Below are 22,055 nucleotides of genomic sequence, written 5' to 3'. Positions count from 1 at the left end.
TCTATAATATCAAGCTCGGCTAATTACTTATAAGATGGTTGTTTTGGTGGGTAATAGGTAATAGCTAATAGGTAATTGTTTTGAGCCATTACCGATTACCGATTACCGATTACCGATTACCAGCCCCCAAGATATGATAAGTATTTAAGCGAACTTGATATAACTAGCCATTTGTCTAGGTGACATTCTCCCCATTTTTCTGATGCTAGCTCTGCTGTGAAAACGGCAAGATATGAACATCAAAGAAAATTGGTGGAGAAAATTTATGTCTTCATTGTTAGCGTTGTCTAATAGTTTAGCCGACACAGTAGAACAGGCTGGTGGTGCTGTGGTGGCGATAAATGCTGGTACAAGGGTTTCCCCTAGTGGGATTCATTGGCGAAATGGCATTATTGTTACCTCTGACGAGTCGCTTGGGCGTTACGAGGAAATTTCTATCACTGTATCCCCAGGGCAAAGCTTACCTGTTACTTTCCTTGGTCATGATGCTAGTACAGATATAGCTGTCTTCCAGTTACAAGATGCCCAAATTCCCGTAGCCAAGATTGGCGATGCAGCTACGCTGAAAGTTGGTCATTTAGTCTTGGGTGTGGCTAGGAGTGGCGAAGGCGATATCCGGGCGGCGCTGGGGGCTGTGAGTGTGGTGAGTGGGGCTTGGCGGAGTATGAGCGGTGGTAATATCGACCAATTCATCCGTCCAGATATGACACTTTACCCTGGTTTTGCTGGTGGGGCGCTGGTAGATGCGGCTGGTTATGTGGTGGGGATGAACACTTCAGGACGGCGGGGGACGGCTTTGACTATTCCCGCAGCTACAGTAAATCGTGTGATTGACCAATTGCTGGCGAAAGGGAGAATTTCCCGTGGCTACTTGGGGGTGGGAATGCAGCCTGTGCGTTTACCTGAGAATCTCAAATCTGACTTGAATTTAACTGCAAATACTGGGGTAATTATTGTCAATATTGAAGCGGCTAGCCCGGCTGATCAGGCTGGTTTGCTACTAGGGGATGTGTTGGTGAAATTTGACGGTGTGGCGGTGACTGATACGGGTGATGTACTGGCATTACTTAATAATAGCGATCGCATCAACAAACCAGTCACCTTACAAGTTATCCGGGGTGGGGCGTTGCAGGAGTTAGATGTTGTTGTTGGTGAAAGCCAGGTGGTGGAAGAAGGCAGGAGGCAGGAGGCTAGAGGCAGAAGGCATGAGGGAGGTGGTAGAAGGCACAGGAGATAAGGGAGTGGGGGAGTGGGGGAGTGCTCTTAAGGGCAGGTTTTTCATAAAGTAATCAGTGAGGACTATAAGATTCAGGAAATTATCAGACTTTCATCTACCCCTACACCCCTACACCCTTATACCCTTACACCCTAAAATCAGTGTTTTTGGGTCGAAGTGTAAAAAACCTGCCCTTGAAAGCTTCCCCTTTCCCCTTTCCCCAGTCCCCTATCCCATTCCCCCAACAACTGGGTGAAAGTAAAAGGCACATCCTAGCACTGCGTAGGCGGCTAAGAGTAATGTTCCTTCTAACCAATTGGATTTACCATCAGAACTAATACTATTGGCAATTAGCACTGATACTACTACCGCCACTAATTCAAAGGGCTGGAAGTCTAAGTCCATTGGCTGACCAAGTATCCAGCCTGCAATGACTAGCACTGGGGCGACAAATAGGGCAATTTGCAGACTCGAACCCACGGCTACGGAAACGGAGAGATCCATTTTATCTTTCATGGCGACGGTGACGGCTGTGGCGTGTTCGGCGGCGTTACCGATGATGGGAACTAGTATCACCCCGGTAAATAGTGCTGTTAAACCTAGCTGTGAGGTGGCGACTTCCAGCGCATCGACTAATAATTCTGACTCTACCGCTACCAACAGAGTAGAAACTAACAACACAATAGACCAGAACATTACATTTGGTTTTTCATGAGACTCATTTTCTTCTGTTTCTGCTATGCCTACATCATATAAGTAGGCATGGGTTTTCATGGAAAATAGCAGTGTGAGGGCATAAACTAAAATTAAGATGATCGCCACTGCTAGAGATAGGTATTGTAGGGTTGATTCCCCGATGCCTTGGGCGGTGTAGTTCATCGCTGTGGGTAATAAAATGGCTATGACTGCTAAATTCATGGCCGAAGCGTTGACTCTAGCCACAATGGGCTGAAAGGTCTGTTCTTTATGGCGTAGTCCACCCAACAGCATGGCTAGACCCATCACCAGCAATAAGTTACCAATAATCGAGCCGGTGATACTGGCTTTGACAACATTCACTAGTCCAGCGTTGAGGGCGACTAAGGCGATAATTAATTCTGTGGCGTTACCAAAGGTTGCATTTAACAACCCTCCCAAGGTCGGGCCGACGACTACAGCAATTTCTTCTGTGGCTGTACCCATCCAAGCCGCTAAGGGCAGAATTGCCAAGCCTGCGGTGATGAAAACAGTCAAATCTCCCCATTCTAAATAGTGTGCGGCAATGGAAACGGGGATAAATAGCAATAGGATGAGAAAAACAATATTTTTGCCTGACATTTGTGATTTTATTTGAGCGATCGCTTACAGTTTTACTTGATCAATTCAGAATATACACATAGTAGATATTCAGAACTTTAGGATACTCTCAACTGTGTACAAACTTTCCCCGGAATTATACTGTTCGTGCTTGGGGATGATATTTGTAAACTATGGTTGCTATCTATTAAGCTTTGGCAATTTTTTGTTACGAAACTATAATATTGTTGTGCAATCTTACACCCAAAAATAGGTTTAATATATTAAAAGACAATTAAGTTTTTGGCATTGCCGAATTAAGGGATAATTCTTAGGGCGTGGCATCCTACCTGTTGGGGAAATACAACAAGCAAGATGCCTATTCCATCAAGCCAAGACAATCATCCTGCACTTTGGCAACGTCAAGCAAAAAACCCTTAGCTGAGGCGTGGTTCTATGGCAAATAATTTCCTGGCCTATAAGGGACTGATAAAACGTAAGTTATCTCGCTTTTAGTTGTTAACTGACAACTGTTAACTGTCAACTGTTAACTGACAACTGACAACTGACAACTGATAACGCAGATTTATTACCATAGTGAGACAGTTTTCTCAAAGTTTGAGCTGTATGCTATATCTATAGTTCTCCTCTATACCGGATTTTGCCCACAAACTATTGTAGTAGGGTTTGAATCGAGTATTTCCGGGATACGTATAAGTTTTTTGAGTTGGAATAAATATACATGACACCCGCACAACAACCAGTCAGCTCTGGTTCAATATCTACATCATCTATAACTACCCAAGATACTCACCACAGCGATCCCAATAATCAAGCTACTGGTGTGTATGTGACGGTGCATGGTCACTTTTACCAGCCACCAAGAGAAAACCCTTATCTAGACGCAATTGAACGCCAAAAGAGCGCCACACCTTTTCATGATTGGAATGAGCGCATTCATTGGGAATGTTACCGTCCCAATGCTTTCGCCAGAGTACTAAATGACCAGGGCGAAGTGGTGGGGATCGTCAATAATTACGAATATATGAGCTTTAACATCGGCCCAACGCTGATGTCCTGGCTAGAGCGCTACGATGTGGAGGTTTATCAACGGATTTTGGAGGCGGACGCAAAAAGCTGTCAACGTCTGCAAGGTCATGGGAATGCGATCGCGCAAGTATATAACCATATCATCATGCCCTTGGCAAATGAAAGGGATAAACGCACGCAAATTCACTGGGGTAAAGAAGACTTCAAAAGCCGCTTTGGCCGTGATCCCCAGGGGATGTGGTTGGCAGAAACTGCTGTGGACTATGCAACTTTAGAAGCGTTAGTTGCAGAAGGTATTCGCTTCATTATCTTAGCGCCATCCCAAGCGCAGAGATGTCGTCCTTTCCCCACAGCAAATGATCCCCGACCAGAATGGCTTGAGGTTGGTGGGAGTCAGATTGATCCCACTCGTCCCTATCGTTGCTATCTGCGTCGAGGTATGGGGAATAGTGATATTCCCTGTCCATATATTGATATCTTCTTTTATGACGGCCCCATTTCACGGGATATGGGTTTTAGTGATGTGGTTTATAATTCTCATCATTTTGCCGGACGCATTGGTGCAGCTGTGCGCGGGGATCATCGTCCCGCACAACTGATATCTGTAGCTACCGATGGGGAAACCTTTGGACACCACAAAAAAGGCACAGAAAAAACTCTCGCCTATGCTTTTACTCAAGAGTTTCCTCACCAAGGTTGGACGGTAACAAACTTTGCCCATTATCTCAGCTTGAATCCTCCCACTTGGGAAGTAGAATTAAAACCTGTGACAGCTTGGAGTTGCGCCCACGGTGTAGATAGATGGCAAGATGACTGTGGTTGTGGTGGCGAAGGTGGTGTTTGGCATCAAAAATGGCGGCGACCTTTGCGGAATGCTTTAAACTGGCTGCGGGATCAGTTAGTTGAGGTGTTCGAGGAATATGGAAATCAGTTATTCCGTGATCCCTGGCAAGCAAGGGACGAGTATATTCAAGTAATGCGCGATCGCTCCCCTGATAATATTAGCCGTTTCCTTGAGCGCCATCAAACCCACAAACTCACAGCCGCCGAACAAGTAGATGCTTTGCGTTTGTTAGAAATGCAGCGTCACGCTTTATTTATGTACACCAGTTGCGGTTGGTTTTTTGAAGAACTATCTCGCCCCGAAGGGACGCAAATTTTACGCTACGCCGCCCGTGCTTTGGAACTGGCGGGAGATGTCGCGGGTGTGCAGCTAGAAAAAGGCTTTCTCAAACGTCTAGGTTCAGCCCCCAGTAATGTAGACTTGTTTAAACATGGTGGCGAAGTTTATCGCCAACTGGTACAAACTGCTCAGATTAGTTTTAAACAAGTAGCCGCCCATTATGCTATTACCTCCCTGTTTAATCATCACAAACAGGTAGAAACAAGGCACACAACCCTTCTAGAACAGAAAAAACTTTCTCATCCCCATCAAAAACGGGTATATTGTTACACTGTCAATGAGATAGATTACCAAATGCAACGCATGGGGGCTTTAACCTTAGCGGTAGGTAATTTACAACTGGTGTCGGATATTACCTGGGAAAGCGAAAATTTAGTATTTGCTGTCCTGCATCTAGGCGGTTGGGATTTTCACTGCTGCATTCAACTATTTACCGGACGACGTGACTACAGTCAATTGAAAGAGAAGCTGTTTACCTCACTGCAACAAGCTAGCGCCGCCCAAACTATTTTGGCGATGACTCAAGTGTTTGGGACTGAAGCTTTCAATTTGCAAAATATGTTCGCGGAAGAACGTCATCGGATCATGCGGTTATTAAGTCAAGAAACTCTGACAAGACTAGACCAACTATATACTCAGGCATACCGCGATAATTATGGTGTGTTAATGGCGTTTCACCGTGATGAACTCGCCGCGCCCCAAGAATTGCAAGTGGCGGCGGAAATTGCTTTGGGGTATCGTTGTATGACAACATTGCGATCGCTAGAGCAAGATATTACAGAACCTCAAACCTGTTGGAATCACATAGTAGAATTAGAAGCGATCGCCACTGAAGCTAAACATCTGCGTTGTCGATTAAATATTCCTGAAGGCAAGCAGATACTAGAACAGTTAATTCTCCGCTTACTTTGGAGATTACTCCACGATGCCAACGGCAGTTTTAGCACAGATATACAATGTTTAGAACGGCTAATTAATGTTAGTTATCAGTTAAATATTGGTATTTCTCTACACCAATCTCAAGAACTGTACTTTAGTTGTTTACAAACACAAATAGTACCTCTGTGCTTGACTACCATTGCTAATCAAGAAGATGCTAGTCAATGTGTACAATTGCTCAAATTAGGGCAGAAATTAGCAGTTGATGTCAGTGCGATTTTGAGTCAGTTGAAGTAGGTATTAGGGGATGGGTGCTGAATACAAATTTTACCACCCAGCCCTAATAGTAATGCAAAAAATATTTGCAACACATAGATTAGGAAAAAATTGAACGCAGATAAACGCAGATAAACGCAGATGTGTAGGGGCGCACAGCTGTGCGCCCCCACAGAGAATGGATGTGTTGCCAAAATTTTTTTGAATTGGTATGAGATATTAGATTGTTAGTTAATGCCACATTTTAACCTTGCCACGCCACTAGTTAATGTGGCAAATATTTCGCCAATTGTTCTAGTAAAAGAGATTGGGCAGAGTGCAGAAAAAAGTGATCACCTGGTAAAATATGTAAATTAAAATCAGCATTTGTATGTTCTTGCCATGCTTGTAGTAAATCACAATCGACTCTTGCATCTTGTAAGCCACCAAAAACAGTGATGGGACAATCTAGCAGTGGTTCAGGATGATAAATATAAGTTTCTAAAACTGCAAAATCTGCCCTTAATACTGGTACAAATAATTCCATGAGTTCGGCATTTTCTAATACTGCGGGTGGTGTACCGTTAAAATGGCGTATCTCTTCGATAAAATTAGGTTCTGGTAGGTTGTGAATTGGTGGTTTTGGGTCAGAAATATGAGGGGGGCGACGACCTGATATAAATAGATGAACTGGGCTAATATCATACTTTTTGCGGAGTAGACGCGCTAACTCAAAGCTGACTAAGCCGCCCATACTGTGACCGAAGAATGCGAATGGCTGATCTAAATATGGATGGATAACTGTGGCGATAAGCGAGCTTAAGCCTTCGGCTATCGCATCCACAAGCTGCTCCATTCTACTATATGGCGGTAACATTATTTGCTTTCCTCTCCCTGGAAGTTCGACAGCACAAACTTCTACAGATGTGGGTAGAGAGTCAGGCCAAGTGCGGTAAATGAAAGAACTACCACCCGCATAAGGAAAGCAAAACAAACGCAAATGTGCTTGTGGGTTAGGACGGGGGCGAATTACCCAATTATAGCTTGATATATTTGTCTTCATCACCGTAAGTTATATCATGTTCGCTTAAACACTTATCATATCGTGAGGGTTGGTAATTGGTAATTGGTAATTGGTAATGGTAGAAAACAATTACCTATTCGCTATTACCCATTACCGACTAAACCAACCATATTATAAGTATTCATCCGAACTTGATATTAGCGCTGCTGTTCCCTAAATACAATTATTGTAGAGAAGTTTAACCTCTCTACAATATTAATTGAGAACTTAAGTAGAACGGACTAAATAAATCAAGTTTGTAGTAAGGACTTTAGTCCTTTTTTGAGGACTAAAGTCCTTACTACGAACCAAATTGTGATAACTTTACATTACTCAACATAGTTTGATTTGTTTTCGACCGCTTATTTATAATTAATTTTTACTAGATAATTCCTCCATTCTCTTTCTCAAACTTAGGGGTCTCATATCAGTCCAAACTTCTTTGATGTATTCTAGACATTCTGATTTGAGTCCGCTTTTACCTGCATCTCTCCAACCAAGGGCATTTTCCTTATCAACAGGCCAAAGAGAATATTGTTCCTCATGATTAACTACAACTTTATACATTGTTGTATCTTCTGAAGTTGTTTGCATCTTTTTTATCTCCTATTAGTGAACTAAAATTTCAAACAGAAGCACGGGGTGGTAAAAATTCTCCCATCCTTAGTTCGACTAAACTATCTTTAACAGCCTGAATGATGTAATTAATATCTTCATCTGTGTGCGCTGTGGATAAAAAACCTGTTACCCCTAAAAGGTGAACGCCTTTATCAAGCAGATGATATTTTAATAAGCTCATAACTACAGAAGCAGTAGAATTGTCTTCAGCAGATTCTAAAGATGCAGAACCAAAGATTGAGCCAAAGTTCGCCATTCTTAATGGTAGCCCTTCTACTGTAAAATAATCATTCAACTTACTAATAAATTGTGTTGTACGTTCATTCAATTTTTGATGCAGTGATGGGCCTTCACTTTGCAAATATTGCAACACTGATTTTGCCGCAGTCATTGCTAATGGATGCTTACAAAAAGTACCAGCAAAAAATGTTTTTTGTGTTTGAGGATAAGAATCATCGCCATAATTCCACATCCCCCCATCAATGGCATCCATATATTTACTTTTACCAGCAATTACACCAATAGGCATTCCACCACCAACAATTTTTCCATAGGTGGCTATATCTGCTTGCACACCAAAATAGGCTTGTGCGCCACCAGAATGAATGCGAAAGCCTGTCACCATTTCATCAAAAATTAAAGCAATTTCATTTGCTTGTGTTAATTCGCGTAACTGGTGCAGAAATTCCTTTGGCTGTAAAGCAGGTCTACTGGTTTGTACAGGAACTACTAAAACGGCTGCTAATTCTTGCTGATGAGTTTTGATGATTTCTAAAGATTCAGGATTGCCATAATCTAACACCAAAACATCTTTAACAAAATCTGGCAATACTCCAGGTGCTAAGGGTAGAGCATAGTGATTATCTTCTGCCTTATTTGCTTTAACTAAAGTGCCGTCAAAATGTCCATGATAAGAACGTGAAAATATCACAATTTTGTTACGTCCTGTAATTGCTCTAGCAATACGAAGAGCCGTCATTACAGCTTCTGTACCTGTATTGCTAAAGCAAACTCGCTCCATTCCTGTCAGTTGAGAAAATAACTCAGCTACTTCACCAACCAAATCTGATTGCAGACCAAGTTGAATTCCTTTATCAAGTTGACTAATTAAAGCTTCTTTAATAAAAGATGGGTTATGTCCAAAAAGATTGATACCCAAGCCCATGACCACATCTACATATTCATTATCATCTACATCCCATATTTTAGAACCTGATGAGCGATTAGCAACAATAGGATAATACATTTCTTTCAAGAGTAAATCAAACTCTCCTAAGTTTTTATCATCAGCTAAAAAGGGGCGAGAAGTTTGAGAAATCTGCTTTGATGTTTTTGTATGATAGCTGTAGCGGTTGATAAAATCGTGTAAATACTTTTGTTGGTTGGTAGTAAGTCCTGCCGTAGCTAGCAGTTTAGTTAAATTATCTGAATGTTGAGGTAATGTAACTTGTTGTGTGTTCATGTAATTCCTACTTTTGATTTAATAATTGTTGATTGCCAAGGTTTTAATGTTCTTCAATTTGCCACCTGATTATCCAAAAATCCCAGGTTCATTAAATGGGAAAAATAAACATTGAGTAACTGACTGTCTACAGGAGGACAAGTAATCGAAGTACCTACTAAGCCATTGATGACATTTTGGTTATCAAACTGTAAAAATCCTGAATGAGAATTTTCTTCTTGAGTTTGTTTTACTGGGAAAAATGGTACTAATGAAGATAAAGGATGCTCTAATGAGCCTTGAGTAATTTTGAGTAATTTCTCTCGCCACAGGTCATAAGAAACTTGCTCAATTGCATAATTTAAGGAGCGAATATGCTCAATAAGTGTATTTGAGTGGAGAGTTTGAGAATGTACTAAGTGGAAAGTTTGACCAAGAGATTTTTCTTGCTGGGATAGATGAACTATGGCTTTGCTGACATAATCTACAGGAACTATATTATTCCTAATGTTTATATCTGGCGCAGTTCCTAATTGCACACAACCTATGATCAATTTGTACAGAAAGTCATGGCGATTAAAAACACCAGTTTGGCTATGTCCAGATATGCGAGAGGGTCTGTAAATAGAGATAGGAATGCCTCTTTGTGCCGCAGTTTGGACTAATTTTTCAGCTATCCATTTAGTTTGACTATATCCATTGCTGGGAAAGTCATTTTCGTTCAGACTATCCTGTTCTCTAACTAACTTAACTCCAGATTCAACTTTGGAAGCTACAACACCAGAGCTAGAAATAAAATGTACTGGTTTGGTTTTGATTTTACTAGCTAGTCTCAGGATTTCTTGTGTACCCAGTACGTTTGCAGGTTTCAAAATTGAGTAAGGATAAATATGATTTACCCAAGCACCATTATGGTAAATAATATCAATAGTAATGGCTAATTTTTCAAACTCTGCTTCATTCAGTCCCAGTAATGGTTGAGATAAATCTCCAATTATCGGGGTAATTCTCTGACTAAAACTCTCATCCCAGATTAAATAAGATTCTAGCGTTTTTTGCAGTTTTTCCTTAGCTACTTTTAAATTAGTAGCCCGGACTAAACAATAAATATGTGTTTGATGTTGCAACAGTTCAAACAGTAAAAAAGCGCCTAAGAAGCCAGTTGATCCTGTTAATAAGATAGAAGTTGATGCAGTTTCATGTTTTCGCCAAAAAGTTGAAGGGTAAATTGTCGAATCAAGAATAGTTTCTTGAGCCAAGTTGATAATATTTGTTTGATTTAAATCATTGAATTCGGTGAGCGATCGCGCTAAAATTTCATCATCGACTTGTTCGGCTAGTTTTTGGGTAACAATGACACACAACTCAGCTACTGTAGGATTTACAAAAACCTCTTGTATGAGTAACTCCACACCCAAAGCATCCCGCATCCGCGATATTAATTGAGTCACCAGCAAGGAATGTCCACCCAAGGTAAAAAAGTTATGATGTATCCCAACTTTTTCCACCCTCAGCACTTGTGACCAAATTTCTGCTATTTGTGCTTCTAGGGAATTACGAGGTGCAACATAGAATTGCTCTATTTCTGCGTTAATTTTCTCTGGTGCAGGTAAGGCTTTACGGTCTACTTTTCCATTGGCGGTTAACGGGAAGTTTTGCAAGGGTATAAAAGCAGAAGGTATCATGTAATCTGGGAGTTTTTGTTGCAAGAAATGCCGTAAATCTTCTACTGATAAAGACTCTGGTTGTACTACCAAATAAGCTATTAAACGTTGGTCGCCAGCAACATCTTCCCTTACTGTTACTACTACATCTTTCACCTTTGGGTGTAGACAAAGTAAAGATTCAATTTCGCCTAATTCGATGCGGAAACCCCGCAGTTTTACTTGGTCATCTAAGCGTCCTAAAAATTCTAAAGTTCCATCTACACGAAAGCGCACTTGGTCGCCTGTTCTATAAAGACGCGCTCCAGGTTCATCATTAAAGGGGTGAGGAATAAACTTTTGAGCAGTTAATTCTGGTTGCTTGAGGTAGCCTCTTGCTAATCCCGCACCGCCAATATATAACTCACCTATCACACCTTTTGGTACTGGTTGTAAGTATTGGTCTAAAACATAAAGTTGGGTGTTAGCAATGGGATGACCGATAGGAATTGAGCTTGAATAATTATGGTTTTGCGGTACTTGATAAATGCAGCAACCTACCACAGTTTCCGTAGGGCCATATTCATTTATGAGTACAGTATCAGGGGCGTATTTTTGCCAGAAGTTAATATGTTGTGTAGTGAGGTTTTCCCCACCGATAATAAAAGCGTTTGTTCTACCTGCGGCTTCTTGGGGTGTTAATTGTTGACTGAGTAATTCTAAATGAGCCGGGGTGATTTTTACGAGGCTAAGATTACTTCTAGCTTTGATAGTTGGCGCTAGAGTTTCTATACCCTGATGTTCTGGAAGCAGTTCTACTTGGCTACCTACAAGTAAAGGGGAAAATAAACTAGTAATGGTTAGGTCAAAGCTTAAAGAAGAATGAACTAATGTACCTGAACCTTGCTCAACTTTATATGCTTGTGTACACCAGTTGAGATAATTAACTAACCCAGAATGCTCAATTAAAGTTCCCTTGGGTTTACCAGTAGAACCAGAGGTGTAAATTACATAGGCTAAATTATCAGCATTAGTTGGGCTAATGAGATTTACTTGTGGTTGTTGGTTGATAACTTCACTATCAGTATCTAGGCAAATAGTTGTGATATTATCTGCTGGGAAACTTGCGGCTAAACTGGCTTGAGTTAGCAACAATGACATTTGTGTATCTGCTAATATATATGCTTTGCGTTCTGTTGGGTAATTAGGGTCAATGGGTACATAGGCTGCACCAGCTTTGAGAATACCTAATATGCCAATGACCATTAATAAGGAACGCTCTACACAAATACCTATTAATTGTTCTGAACCTACGCCTAAATTTTGCAAGTAATGTGCTAGTTGATTCGCACGTTTATTTAACTCTTGATATGTGAGTTTTTGTTCTGCAAAAACAACAGCAATATTATCTGGTGTTTGCTGACATTGGGCTTCAAACCAATGATGAATACATTGATAGGGTAATGCTGAAGTTTGAGTATTGTTGAAGTCTATTAAAAGTTGTTTTCTCTGTGCGGTTGGGAAAATGTTTAACTGGGAAATGTTGGCTTGGGGGTTTTCAATAGCACTTTCTAACAAGCAGACAAATTGATTAGCTAGATTTTCAATATCTGCTATGGCAAATAAGTTACTATCATAGTGAAATTCTGCCTTTAACTCACCATCAACAGTCTGTACTGCTGCGAGTTTCACTTTAAAGCGATCGCTACAGACGTAATGCTGGTAAAGTGTGAATGTAACTTCCCCAGCTTTGTGGGGTTGAGGCGCGGCTGTAAACTCGAAGCAGAAAGGGAAGAAGGCTGTTGAACCATCTTGTTGACTCGCGTCCCAACTAAAGCTTTCTTGCCAATCAGACATTTCTGTGGTAATATGATTGACTTTTGCTATTATATCAGTGAAGCGATCGCCATCTTTTAAAGAGCAAGCCAAAGATAGATATTTAGCAAATAATCCTAAACTAGTTTTTAATTCTTCATAGTTGCGTCCATCGAAACCAGTCCCAATAATTAAATCGGCATTTCCTGTTAGCCGCCACAGTAAAATTAGCCAGCAAGTTAAGAGAAAGTTTGCAGTAGAGGTTTGATACTTTTGACTAAGTTCGTTAACTTTATTTGCTAATTGCTGATTTATTAAGGTGTAAAAAATCTTTGGGTGAAATTTATCTAGTTGTTCTTTTGGCTGTTCATTAATTAGTTTGTAACTTCCACACCTGGATATGTCTATTTGTCGCCAATATCTTCTTCCTATATCACTTTCTTCATCTGCTAATAATTCATTTAGCCAAGCAGCAATATCAGCATATTGTAAAGGTTCGTCTAAGATATCTTTATTTTGCGAACAGGCAAGATAACAATTACTAATTTCTGCGACTAAATTATTTAAAGATAGCGTATCTGCACAAAGCGCTGGAATCTTAATAAATAAAACGTTAACATTGTTATTAATAGTGAATAGTTTTGTGGAAAATAAATCTTCTTCAGCTTGATGATGTTGTGTCTCTACAATGAATAGTTCATCTATTAATTGAGATAACCTATTATTACTAATGATGGTTTCTTCTAAAAACAAAAACTTACTAGCCTCTATAATTTGCACAGGAATTTTAATTCCTTGGGGGCGATAAAACTTGGTACGGAGAATTTCGTTTCTATCAACAACCTTCTGCAACGCATCTTTGAGTACGTTAACTTGCAAATTTCCTGTAATTAAAACTGCACAACAAGCAAGATAAACAGAATTCTCTTGTTGTAATAACCAAAGACGCTTTTGTTGCGGTGAAAGTTGAAAACCTTGGACTTGAGCTAACATCTGATTAATTATCCTATTTCTGTATAACTTGTAATTTCGCCCATAGCTACAAATAGCTTTCTCTCACCCACAAATGGGTTTCTGGCGTGGGCGGCTAAAATATTATCTAGTAGTAAGAAGTCTCCTTTTTGCCAAGGAAAGACGACCTCTAATTCTTGGTAGACTCCGCAAATTTCTTCCATGACAGAATCTTCAATAGGAGTACCATCACCGTAATAACAGTTTCTTGGTAAATCTTCTGATTTGAAAGATGTAAATAGTGATTCTCTTGTAATGGTATCTAAGCAGGCTGGATGCCAATGTTGGGCTTGATTAAACCAGGATAATTCCCCTGTTTGCGGATGTTTGATAACGGCTGGGCGGATAGAAAAAGTCCGCAGACGATTTCCTGATTTCCAGGCAAATTTTATCCCATTTTGTTGACATTTATGTTCAACTTCTGTTTGATTTTCAGTTTGAAATACTGTTTGCCAATCAAGTCCTAAACCATCGCCATAGTTGCGAACATACATTACTTGCTTTTCAATAAAGATATCACGAATTTTAGGGTTTATTAATTGAAAAACTTTCCGACTATCCACAATTGGTGTTTCTCCTCCCTGCTGTGCTGGCTGACGACAACCAAACATAATTTTTAAGGGAAAGCGATGATTAAAAGAGTTTTCGTTATGCCATAATAACTTGCGATCGCCTGGATAAAAAACCGGAGTGTAAACATTCCCACTCACACTCTCACGGGGATGTTCTCCATTTTCATTGAAAAGTTCCCCGCAAACAGCTAGACCAAATTTTTCAAATTCTGGTGCTGTAATAATATTGAATCCTCGAAATAGAATAGCTCCATGTTGGTGTAGCTTATCTTGGATAAATTCTCTTTTATTATTAGCCCACTCGGCAATATCAATACTATCTATAGATGGCTTAATTACCAGAGGTAAAGTTTCGCCATTGATTAAACTAGTTAATTCTATTAATTCATTTACTGGAAAATCTACTGCTTTGCGTCTGGCTTTAATTTCTAACTTTTTCATTTTGCTTCCTCTGTCACAATTGGCGTATCAACTAATTGCCGTTTAACGGTTTTTAATTTACTTTTAAATTCTGCTTTGCGGGTTTGCTTTTGGATGATTTCTTGTGCATTATCACTTTTAATAAGAATTTCAATTATTTGGCTTAATTTTGCTGTTGGCTCTACTGCAACATGATTTAACAGAATTTCAAAATGTCTAACCATTCGCGCTATGGTACTAGGATAAAATAAATTCGTGTTATACTCTAACGCTGCAACTATTCCCTGTTCTGTTTCCACTATTTCCCAAAGTATATCAAGTTGAGTATTCTTTTTTTCAAACTGCAAAGGTTTAATAGTCAGTCCTGAAAGATGTAAATAGGAACTTGGTGTATTTTCGAGAATTAACTTTACCTGAAATAAAGGCGGACGAGCCATATCTCGGACTGGGTTTAAAACATCTACAAGCTTATCAAAAGGTAAATCTTGGTGAGCATAGGCATCTAAAGTTACTTCACGGACTCGTTCAAGTAACTCATAAAAAGAAGGGTTTCCTGAAAAATTATTGCGGATAACAAGTTGATTAACAAAAAAACCAATTAATCCTCTAATTTCTGGTTGATTACGGTTAGCAATATCAGTACCTATAACTATATCTTCTTGCCCTGTATACCAGTAAAGTAACGTCCCAAATGCTGCAAGTAAAATCATGAATAGCGTTATACCTCCGCCTTGGTAGGAAGCTTTCAGTTGTTCAGATAAAGATTTAGGTAGAACCAAACATTGCCTAGCCCCACTGTAAGTTTGTCTTGTTGGGCGAGGCATATCTGTAGGCAATTCAAGTATTGGTAATTGACCGCCGAGTTGTTGTTGCCAATAACTCAGCAAATTGTCTAATTTTTTTCCTTGCAAGCATTGACGTTGCCAAACGGCAAAGTCTGCATACTGAATTGGTAATTGCGGCAGTTGTGAGGCATAGTTGTGAGAAAAGCTGTCATAAAGGGTGGTAATCTCGTTAATTAACACACCTATAGACCAAGCATCAGCAGCAATATGGTGTATTGATAACAATAAAATATGCTCTGTTGCGCTCAGTTGTAATAAAGTAACTCGTAGCAAGTAATCTTTAGTTAAATCAAATGATTTTTGAGCTTCTTCATTTGCTAAACGCAAAACTTCGCTTTCTCTGTTGTCTTCAGAAAGGGCTTGTAAATTAACTATGGGTATTTTAAATACTGGAGGCGGTGCAATTACCTGAAATGGTTGTCCATCGACTACAGTAAAATTAGTTCGCAAAACTTCGTGCCGTTTCACAACTTCTTGAAAACTTTGTTCTAGTGCTGCTACATTTAGCTTACCTGTCAAACGCATAAATTGACAGATGTTAAATGATGGGTTTCCAGGCTGTAACTGATCGAGAAACCATATCCTTTGTTGTGCAAAAGAAACAGGAAATGTATTAGATTCTCGACCTTGATGAATTATTGGTATATAGGAATTAACTTCATTGTTTTTGTTGCTTAGTTTTTGCAATAGAAGCTGCCGTTTTTCGGGAGAAAGAGCAGCGATACGTTTAGCCAGGTCAGTCATTTTTACAAATTAAAATATTTTGATTAAAGTAGGGTGGGCATTGCCCACCAAAACCATAATACGGTGGGCAATGCCCACCCTACATTAATAATCATGCCAAGTATTTTTTGCCCTGTATTTCGTATAGTTTGAGCATCAGATAACCTCATTGCCAAGCCATCATTGCTTGCACTTCTTCTTCGGAAAGTTGTTCAATTTCAGCTAAGGCTTTTGCTAACTCCTCTTGTTCTGCTTGTGCGGCAAGTTTGTGTGCAATAAACTCAGCTAACTGAGCAATAGTAGGTGAGTTAAAAAATTGTTTGTATGGCAATTCAATCTGAAAGTTTTTACATAATTGAGCAACAAGCTGAGTGGCAAATAAAGAATCTCCCCCTAATTCAAAAAAGTTATCATGAATGCCTACGCGCTCAATAGCTAGAAGTTGTTGCCAAATTTCTGCTAGAGTAATTTCTAATTCGTTGGTTGGGGCAACATAAGCATTACCTAAATTAGGGCGGGGATGAGTTGTTCTAACTTGGTTAAGTTGGGCTAATTTTGCTTCTATTGATGCAGATTTATGAGATTTATTAGGCTGAAGCAGAGTTTGTAAATCTTGGGTAGATACAATTATTTGCGGAAAGTTACTACTAGATAATATTCGGTTAAATGCTTCGATACCTTCCTCCCAATTCATCCCTGCTGTTAATTCTTCCCCTGTGATATCTTTGTGCCTTTGCTCAACGGCAACTGCCATTCCTAAGCTGTTCCATCTATCCCAGTTAATAGATGTGATTAAATTACGATTTTGGGCAGATTGATAGTGAGCAAAGGCATCTAAAAAGGCATTTTCGGCAGTATAATCTACCATTCCTGATGTACCGATAAAGGAAGAAAGTGAAGAACAAAGTACAAAGAAATCAAGGTTTGTATCTTGGAAAATAGTATTTAATACTCTTGTTCCTTGGACTTTTGCTGCTAAAGCAGCAGAGGCTATTTCTGTTGTTTTGAGTTGCATCATACCTCCACCTAAAACTGCGGCGGCGTGAATTACTCCATTAATTTGACCAAATTGCAAATCTGCTTTTTTTATTACTGCTAACATTTGTTGATAATTAGCAACGTCAGCACTAACTATCATAATTTCTGCGCCAAATGCTTGGAGATTTTGCAATTTTTGGATTTTTTGGCTGATGACATCTTGTGCATCATGGGTTGATAGCCATTGCGTCCATTCCTCTGGTTGAGGAAAAGGCGATCGCCCTAGTAAAATAAGTCTAGCTTGTACAGTTTTCGCTAGATATTCGGCTAAAGCTAAACCAACACCACCCAATCCCCCGGTAATTAAATATACTCCTTTTGTTCTTAAACGCTGATTTCCCTGAATTGGGGTATCTATTTTCACAGCCTCAAAATCCTGTACCCAGCGTTGATTTCCTCGGTAAGCTATTAGTTGTTCGGGTGATAAACTAGAAGTTTCTGTTAGTAATTGCTTAATTAGTTGCTGTTCTTGCCAACTATTGGCTGTGGGAAGAACTACATCAATGCTGCTACAGGTGAGGTTGGGGTACTCTTGGGGAATGACTTTACAAGGGCCAATTACTAGTGCTTTTTCTGGACATAGTTTTTCCGAACCTGTGACTATTTGCAGATGGTTGGAGATGATGTGAATATGCAGCGCATCTTTTTGATAAAATTCAGCGATCGCTTGAGTGAGAAATAGTAAGCTGTAAAAGCCCAAGGACTCATACTGTTGTGGCGCTAACTCCTCTGCATACTCTGGTGTGACAGTCCATAAATGGATAATATTGGTGGGAGTTTTACCCAATGTACGGAGTTGTTGACACAAAAGCTTGTAGTCTTGTGGTTGTTCGGGGTTAATTGTATAGAGGCGATCGCTTTGACATTTGTATGCTTCCCCAACTTTGACAGCAATTACATCTCCACCTTCTAATATCAATTGCTTAACTATTTTGTCACCCAAACCGCAATCATCCATAAATACTAAGCAGCATTTTGCTTGAGTTTTATTGCTCTGGTTTGGTACATATTGAGGTAAGGAAACACGCTGCCAAGTAGGAAGATAAAACCAGTCAGTAATGTGAGGCTTTTTAGCTAATGAAACTGTATCTGCTTCAGTTTGTTTGCTATCAATATAGTTACTAAATGCTGGAGGTGCTGCATCAGTGGTACTAGCTTGTGCAATGAAAATTTCTTCTTTGAATACTTCAGTTTCAGAAACTACCTCAACTTCTACAAATCCTTGAGATTTTAATGCTTCCCGCCACTGATTTTGAGATAAGAATGGGTTGCCATAACTGCGTGATACATCCTCTAAAGGATTCATCAATAAACCATCTGTAATATCAAAATTTAGTTGAGGTTCCGTGATTTCCCATAGCAGTAATAAACCACCGGGAGCTAACAGCGATCGCACATGATTAAGGGTTTGGTTAATGTTACCAGTAACGTGCAAAACATTCACAGCAATTACCACATCAAAGCTGTGGAGAGTATACCCTTGTTCAGTTACAGGTTTTTCGATATCCAGAAACCGATATTCTACAAATGGGTAAGCACTAAACTTTTCTTTGGCTCGATTGAGTAATAAACCACCAACATCAGTAAAAGTGTAACTTGTTCTTTCTCCAGGTAAAACAGGTAATAAAGCTGTTGTGGCAATTCCTTGTCCACCGCCAATTTCTAAAATTCTCAGGTTGACATTTGCTGGTAATAACTTGACTATCTGTGCCACACTTGCCCGCATAATACCTTTTAAATATGTATCCAAAGGCAATTCTGTTTTTGTGGTTTCTGCTCTTTTTTTGCCTGCGGCGAAATACAATTCTAAAGGTTCTATTTGCCCTCGCAGTACAGATAGCAAATTGGCTCCACATTCCTCAACAATATCTATTACTTGTGGTGTGTTTGCCCACTTTAATCTGGCTATTTCTAAAAGATGATTGAGCGCATCAGTAGACAATGGTTGCAAGTTGCTATACAGTCCTTGCTCTTGCTGTAAATAACCATGTTCTACTAATACATCTAACCAGCGATGCAATAACTGTTGATAGCGCGGAATGATTCGACTTTGCTCATACAATTGCTCAAAAGAATACTTGTTTGAAGCATCTTGAAAAATATCTAAATTTCTCAACGCCAAGTTGATATAAGCAAGGCATAAATTATCTAAACAATCTTTATTAGTGAGATAAGTTTCCTGATTAAGTGGTTGTATTTGAGCGCAAGCCGGGATTTGTCCAGGTGCAACTAGAGATTGCCAAATTTCAGCAGTGGTGATTGATGAAAATTGTTTTTCTAATTGTGCTTTAAATCTCTGTTGTTGCGGTTCTACCCAATAACGCTGACGCTCAAAAGGATAGGTAGGTAAAGGGATATGATAGGGTTTTTCATAGGCATAAAAACTCGCCCAATCAACTTTTATTCCTTGCAACCACAGACGACCCAAACTATTAAATATAAATGCTACATCTGATTTTTGTTCTTGGGGATGGCGCAGCGAGGTGACTGTGACTACCTCTGGTAGTTGATGTTTAACAAATGTACTTAAAGTTCTACCCGGCCCTACTTCCAAAAATATGCGTTCTGGTTGCTGAATTAACTCAGCTATTCCTGCACTAAAGCGCACTGTTTGAGTGATATGTTTTGCCCAATAGTTGGGGTCTGTGGCTGCTGCTACACTCATCCATGTACCGCTAACATTGGAGATAAAAGGAATTTGGGGAGGATGCAGGGGAATTTGTCGTAACAACTGATTAAATGGCTCAACAACTGTATCCATCATCGGGGAATGGAAAGCGTGAGAATTGTGCAACCTGCGATAATTTATACCTTGCTGTTGTAACTGCTGTTCTAATTTGGCGATCGCATTTATCGTACCCGAAACTACACAACTTGATGGTGCATTACTCGCAGCTAGAGCCAATTCTGCCCCCAACAAGGGTAAAATCTCTGACTCCGCCATTTGTACGGAAAGCATCGCACCTGGGGGTAATTGCTGCATCAAACGTCCGCGAATTGCAACTAACTTTAAAGCATCTTCTAAACTAAAAACTCCTGCCAAAGTTGCCGCTACATATTCCCCAATACTATGACCAATCATAGCTTCTGGATGCACTCCCCAACTCATCCATAATTTGGCTAAAGCGTAGGCAATTACAAATAGTGCAGGCTGGGTAATATATGTCTGACTTAAATATTTGTTTGCTGTTTCTATCTGCGCGGTATCGGGGTAAATTACATCACGCAAATCAATATTTAAATGCGGTTTGAGCAGTTCCGCACAGTAGTCAAATTGTTCTCTAAAGTATGGTTCATTTTCATAAAGTCCTTGACCCATATTCACATATTGAGAACCTTGTCCAGGGAACATAAATACCACTAGATGATGGCAGGGTTTTTGATAATGGGTAAACAATTCTGGACTATTTGGAGATGTTAAAATGGTGATGGCGTGATTGTTATTTTGACATACAAAAATCCGCCGATGGTCAAAAGCTTTGCGACCAACTGCCAAAGTATAAGCCACATCAGCCAAATTTAAATCCTGGTTTTGTTGAAGATATTTTGTTAAATTAGCTGTAACATTTTCTAAGGCTGTAGCAGTTTTAGCAGAAAGTACCAACAACTGATACCCTCTCCCCTGCTCCTTGTTCCCCTCCCTGGAGGGGCTAGGGGTGGGTTGCTCCCTCTGCTCTAGAACAGGAGCTTCTTCTAAAATTACATGGGCATTTGTGCCGCCAATGCCAAAGGAACTCACCCCAGCACGGCGAGGAGTGCCGTTAGTTTGCCAGTCAGTCAGTTGAGTATTGACGTAAAAGGGGCTATTGGCAAAGTCTATCTGCGGGTTTGCTGTTTGATAGTGGAGGCTGGGAGGAATCTTTTTATACTTGAGTGCCAGGACAGTTTTAATTAAACCTGCTACGCCAGCCGCCGCATCCAAATGTCCGGTGTTGGTTTTTAAAGAACCTATGGCGCAAAAGCCAGTTTTCTCCGTATTTTGGCGAAAAGCTTGGGTTAAAGCCGCAATTTCTATCGGGTCGCCTAAAGATGTGCCTGTACCGTGGGCTTCAATATAGGTGATAGTTTCCGGTGCAACTTCAGCCACAGCTTGAGCCGTACTAATGACTTTTGCTTGACTATCAATACTGGGTGCGGTGTAACTAACTTTTTGTGAGCCATCGTTATTGATAGCGGAACCTTTAATTACTGCATAGATGGTATCTTGATCTGCGATCGCATCTTCTAATCTTTTTAACAATACAATGCCCAAGCCTTCACCACCAACGGTTCCCTGTGCTTGAACATCAAAGGCGCGGCAATGTCCATCAGGAGAGCCGATGCTGCCCTCTTTATAAAGATAGCCATTTTTTCGCCAAGCGCTAATAGAAACGCCACCAGCTAAAGCCATATCACATTCTCCATTGAGGAGACTTTGACAAGCTAAATGAACTGCAACTAATGAAGTTGAGCAAGCAGTTTGAATGGTATAACTTGGGCCTTGTAAATTTAGTTTGTAAGAAACACGAGTGCTTAAATAATCTTTATCGCCACCAATTGCTATTTGATGACCATCAACAGAATTGCGAATACTTTCATTTGTATAAACATTAAATAAATAACCACTCAAGCCACTACCAGCATAAACACCAATTGCACCAGCATAATTTTCACAGTTATAACCAGCATTTTCTAATGCTTCCCAAGCACATTCTAAAAATAGTCGATGTTGTGGGTCTGTAATTTCTGCTTCTTTGGGAGTGAAACCAAAAAATGAGGCATCAAATAATTCTGCATCTGCCAATACACCCCTAGCTTTAACATAGTTAGGGTGATTAACTAAAGCTGGGTCTACCCCTGAAGCTAAAAGTTCTTCGTTTGTAAAAAAAGTAATTGACTCAACACCTGTTTGTAAATTGTGCCAAAATTCTTCTATATTTTTAGCACCTGGAAACCGTCCTGATAAACCAATAATTGCTATTTCTGAACCAGTTTGCTGAAATTCGGCTGTAGGATACATTTTTATATA

The 22,055-nt window shown here is 40.0% G+C and carries 10 protein-coding genes; 2 read left to right on the top strand and 8 right to left on the bottom strand.

Going from position 1 to position 22,055, the window contains the following annotated elements; all coding sequences use genetic code 11:
• Positions 1 to 265: 265 nt before the first annotated feature.
• Complete coding sequence (locus H6G83_RS05210) at positions 266 to 1,237, top strand: S1C family serine protease (RefSeq protein WP_190467983.1); 972 nt, start codon at positions 266 to 268, stop codon at positions 1,235 to 1,237.
• A 207-nt stretch (positions 1,238 to 1,444) separates the two neighbouring features.
• On the opposite strand, the gene cax is transcribed toward H6G83_RS05210, so the two are convergent.
• Entirely contained in the window at positions 1,445 to 2,533 is a 1,089-nt protein-coding gene (gene cax / locus H6G83_RS05205; RefSeq protein WP_190467981.1) for a calcium/proton exchanger, read from the bottom strand.
• A 700-nt stretch (positions 2,534 to 3,233) separates the two neighbouring features.
• Between cax and H6G83_RS05200 the strand changes: the two genes are divergently transcribed.
• Positions 3,234 to 5,900 carry a DUF3536 domain-containing protein gene (locus tag H6G83_RS05200; RefSeq protein ID WP_190467979.1) on the top strand — a complete coding sequence of 889 codons (2,667 nt, stop codon included), beginning with the start codon at positions 3,234 to 3,236 and terminating at the stop codon, positions 5,898 to 5,900.
• Positions 5,901 to 6,144: 244 nt separating this feature from the next.
• On the opposite strand, the gene H6G83_RS05195 is transcribed toward H6G83_RS05200, so the two are convergent.
• The 7 genes from H6G83_RS05195 to H6G83_RS05165 all read right to left on the bottom strand — a co-directional run bounded on the left by H6G83_RS05195 (position 6,145) and on the right by H6G83_RS05165 (position 22,046).
• Complete coding sequence (locus H6G83_RS05195) at positions 6,145 to 6,921, bottom strand: thioesterase II family protein (protein WP_190467976.1); 777 nt, start codon at positions 6,919 to 6,921, stop codon at positions 6,145 to 6,147.
• A gap of 372 nt (positions 6,922 to 7,293) precedes the next feature.
• A complete protein-coding gene (locus H6G83_RS05190) occupies positions 7,294 to 7,515 on the bottom strand; it encodes an MbtH family protein (protein WP_190467973.1) in 222 nt (73 codons plus the stop codon).
• A 31-nt stretch (positions 7,516 to 7,546) separates the two neighbouring features.
• A complete protein-coding gene (locus H6G83_RS05185; protein ID WP_190467970.1) occupies positions 7,547 to 9,001 on the bottom strand; it encodes an aspartate aminotransferase family protein in 1,455 nt (484 codons plus the stop codon).
• Between the two features lie 53 nt (positions 9,002 to 9,054).
• Entirely contained in the window at positions 9,055 to 13,431 is a 4,377-nt protein-coding gene (locus tag H6G83_RS05180) for a non-ribosomal peptide synthetase (protein WP_190467967.1), read from the bottom strand.
• Positions 13,432 to 13,439: 8 nt separating this feature from the next.
• A complete protein-coding gene (locus H6G83_RS05175) occupies positions 13,440 to 14,462 on the bottom strand; it encodes a TauD/TfdA family dioxygenase (protein ID WP_190467964.1) in 1,023 nt (340 codons plus the stop codon).
• Positions 14,459 to 16,030, bottom strand: coding sequence for a condensation domain-containing protein (locus H6G83_RS05170; protein WP_190467961.1), 1,572 nt, complete (start codon positions 16,028 to 16,030; stop codon positions 14,459 to 14,461). The genes H6G83_RS05175 and H6G83_RS05170 overlap by 4 nt, the downstream gene beginning before the upstream one ends.
• Before the next feature lie 145 nt (positions 16,031 to 16,175).
• A complete protein-coding gene (locus tag H6G83_RS05165; RefSeq protein WP_190467957.1) occupies positions 16,176 to 22,046 on the bottom strand; it encodes a type I polyketide synthase in 5,871 nt (1,956 codons plus the stop codon).
• Between the last annotated feature and the right edge of the window lie 9 nt (positions 22,047 to 22,055).

The organism is Anabaena azotica FACHB-119, assembly GCF_014697625.1.
In the GTDB taxonomy this organism is placed as follows: domain Bacteria; phylum Cyanobacteriota; class Cyanobacteriia; order Cyanobacteriales; family Nostocaceae; genus Trichormus; species Trichormus azoticus_A.
This window is presented reverse-complemented; position numbering and strand designations above follow the sequence as displayed.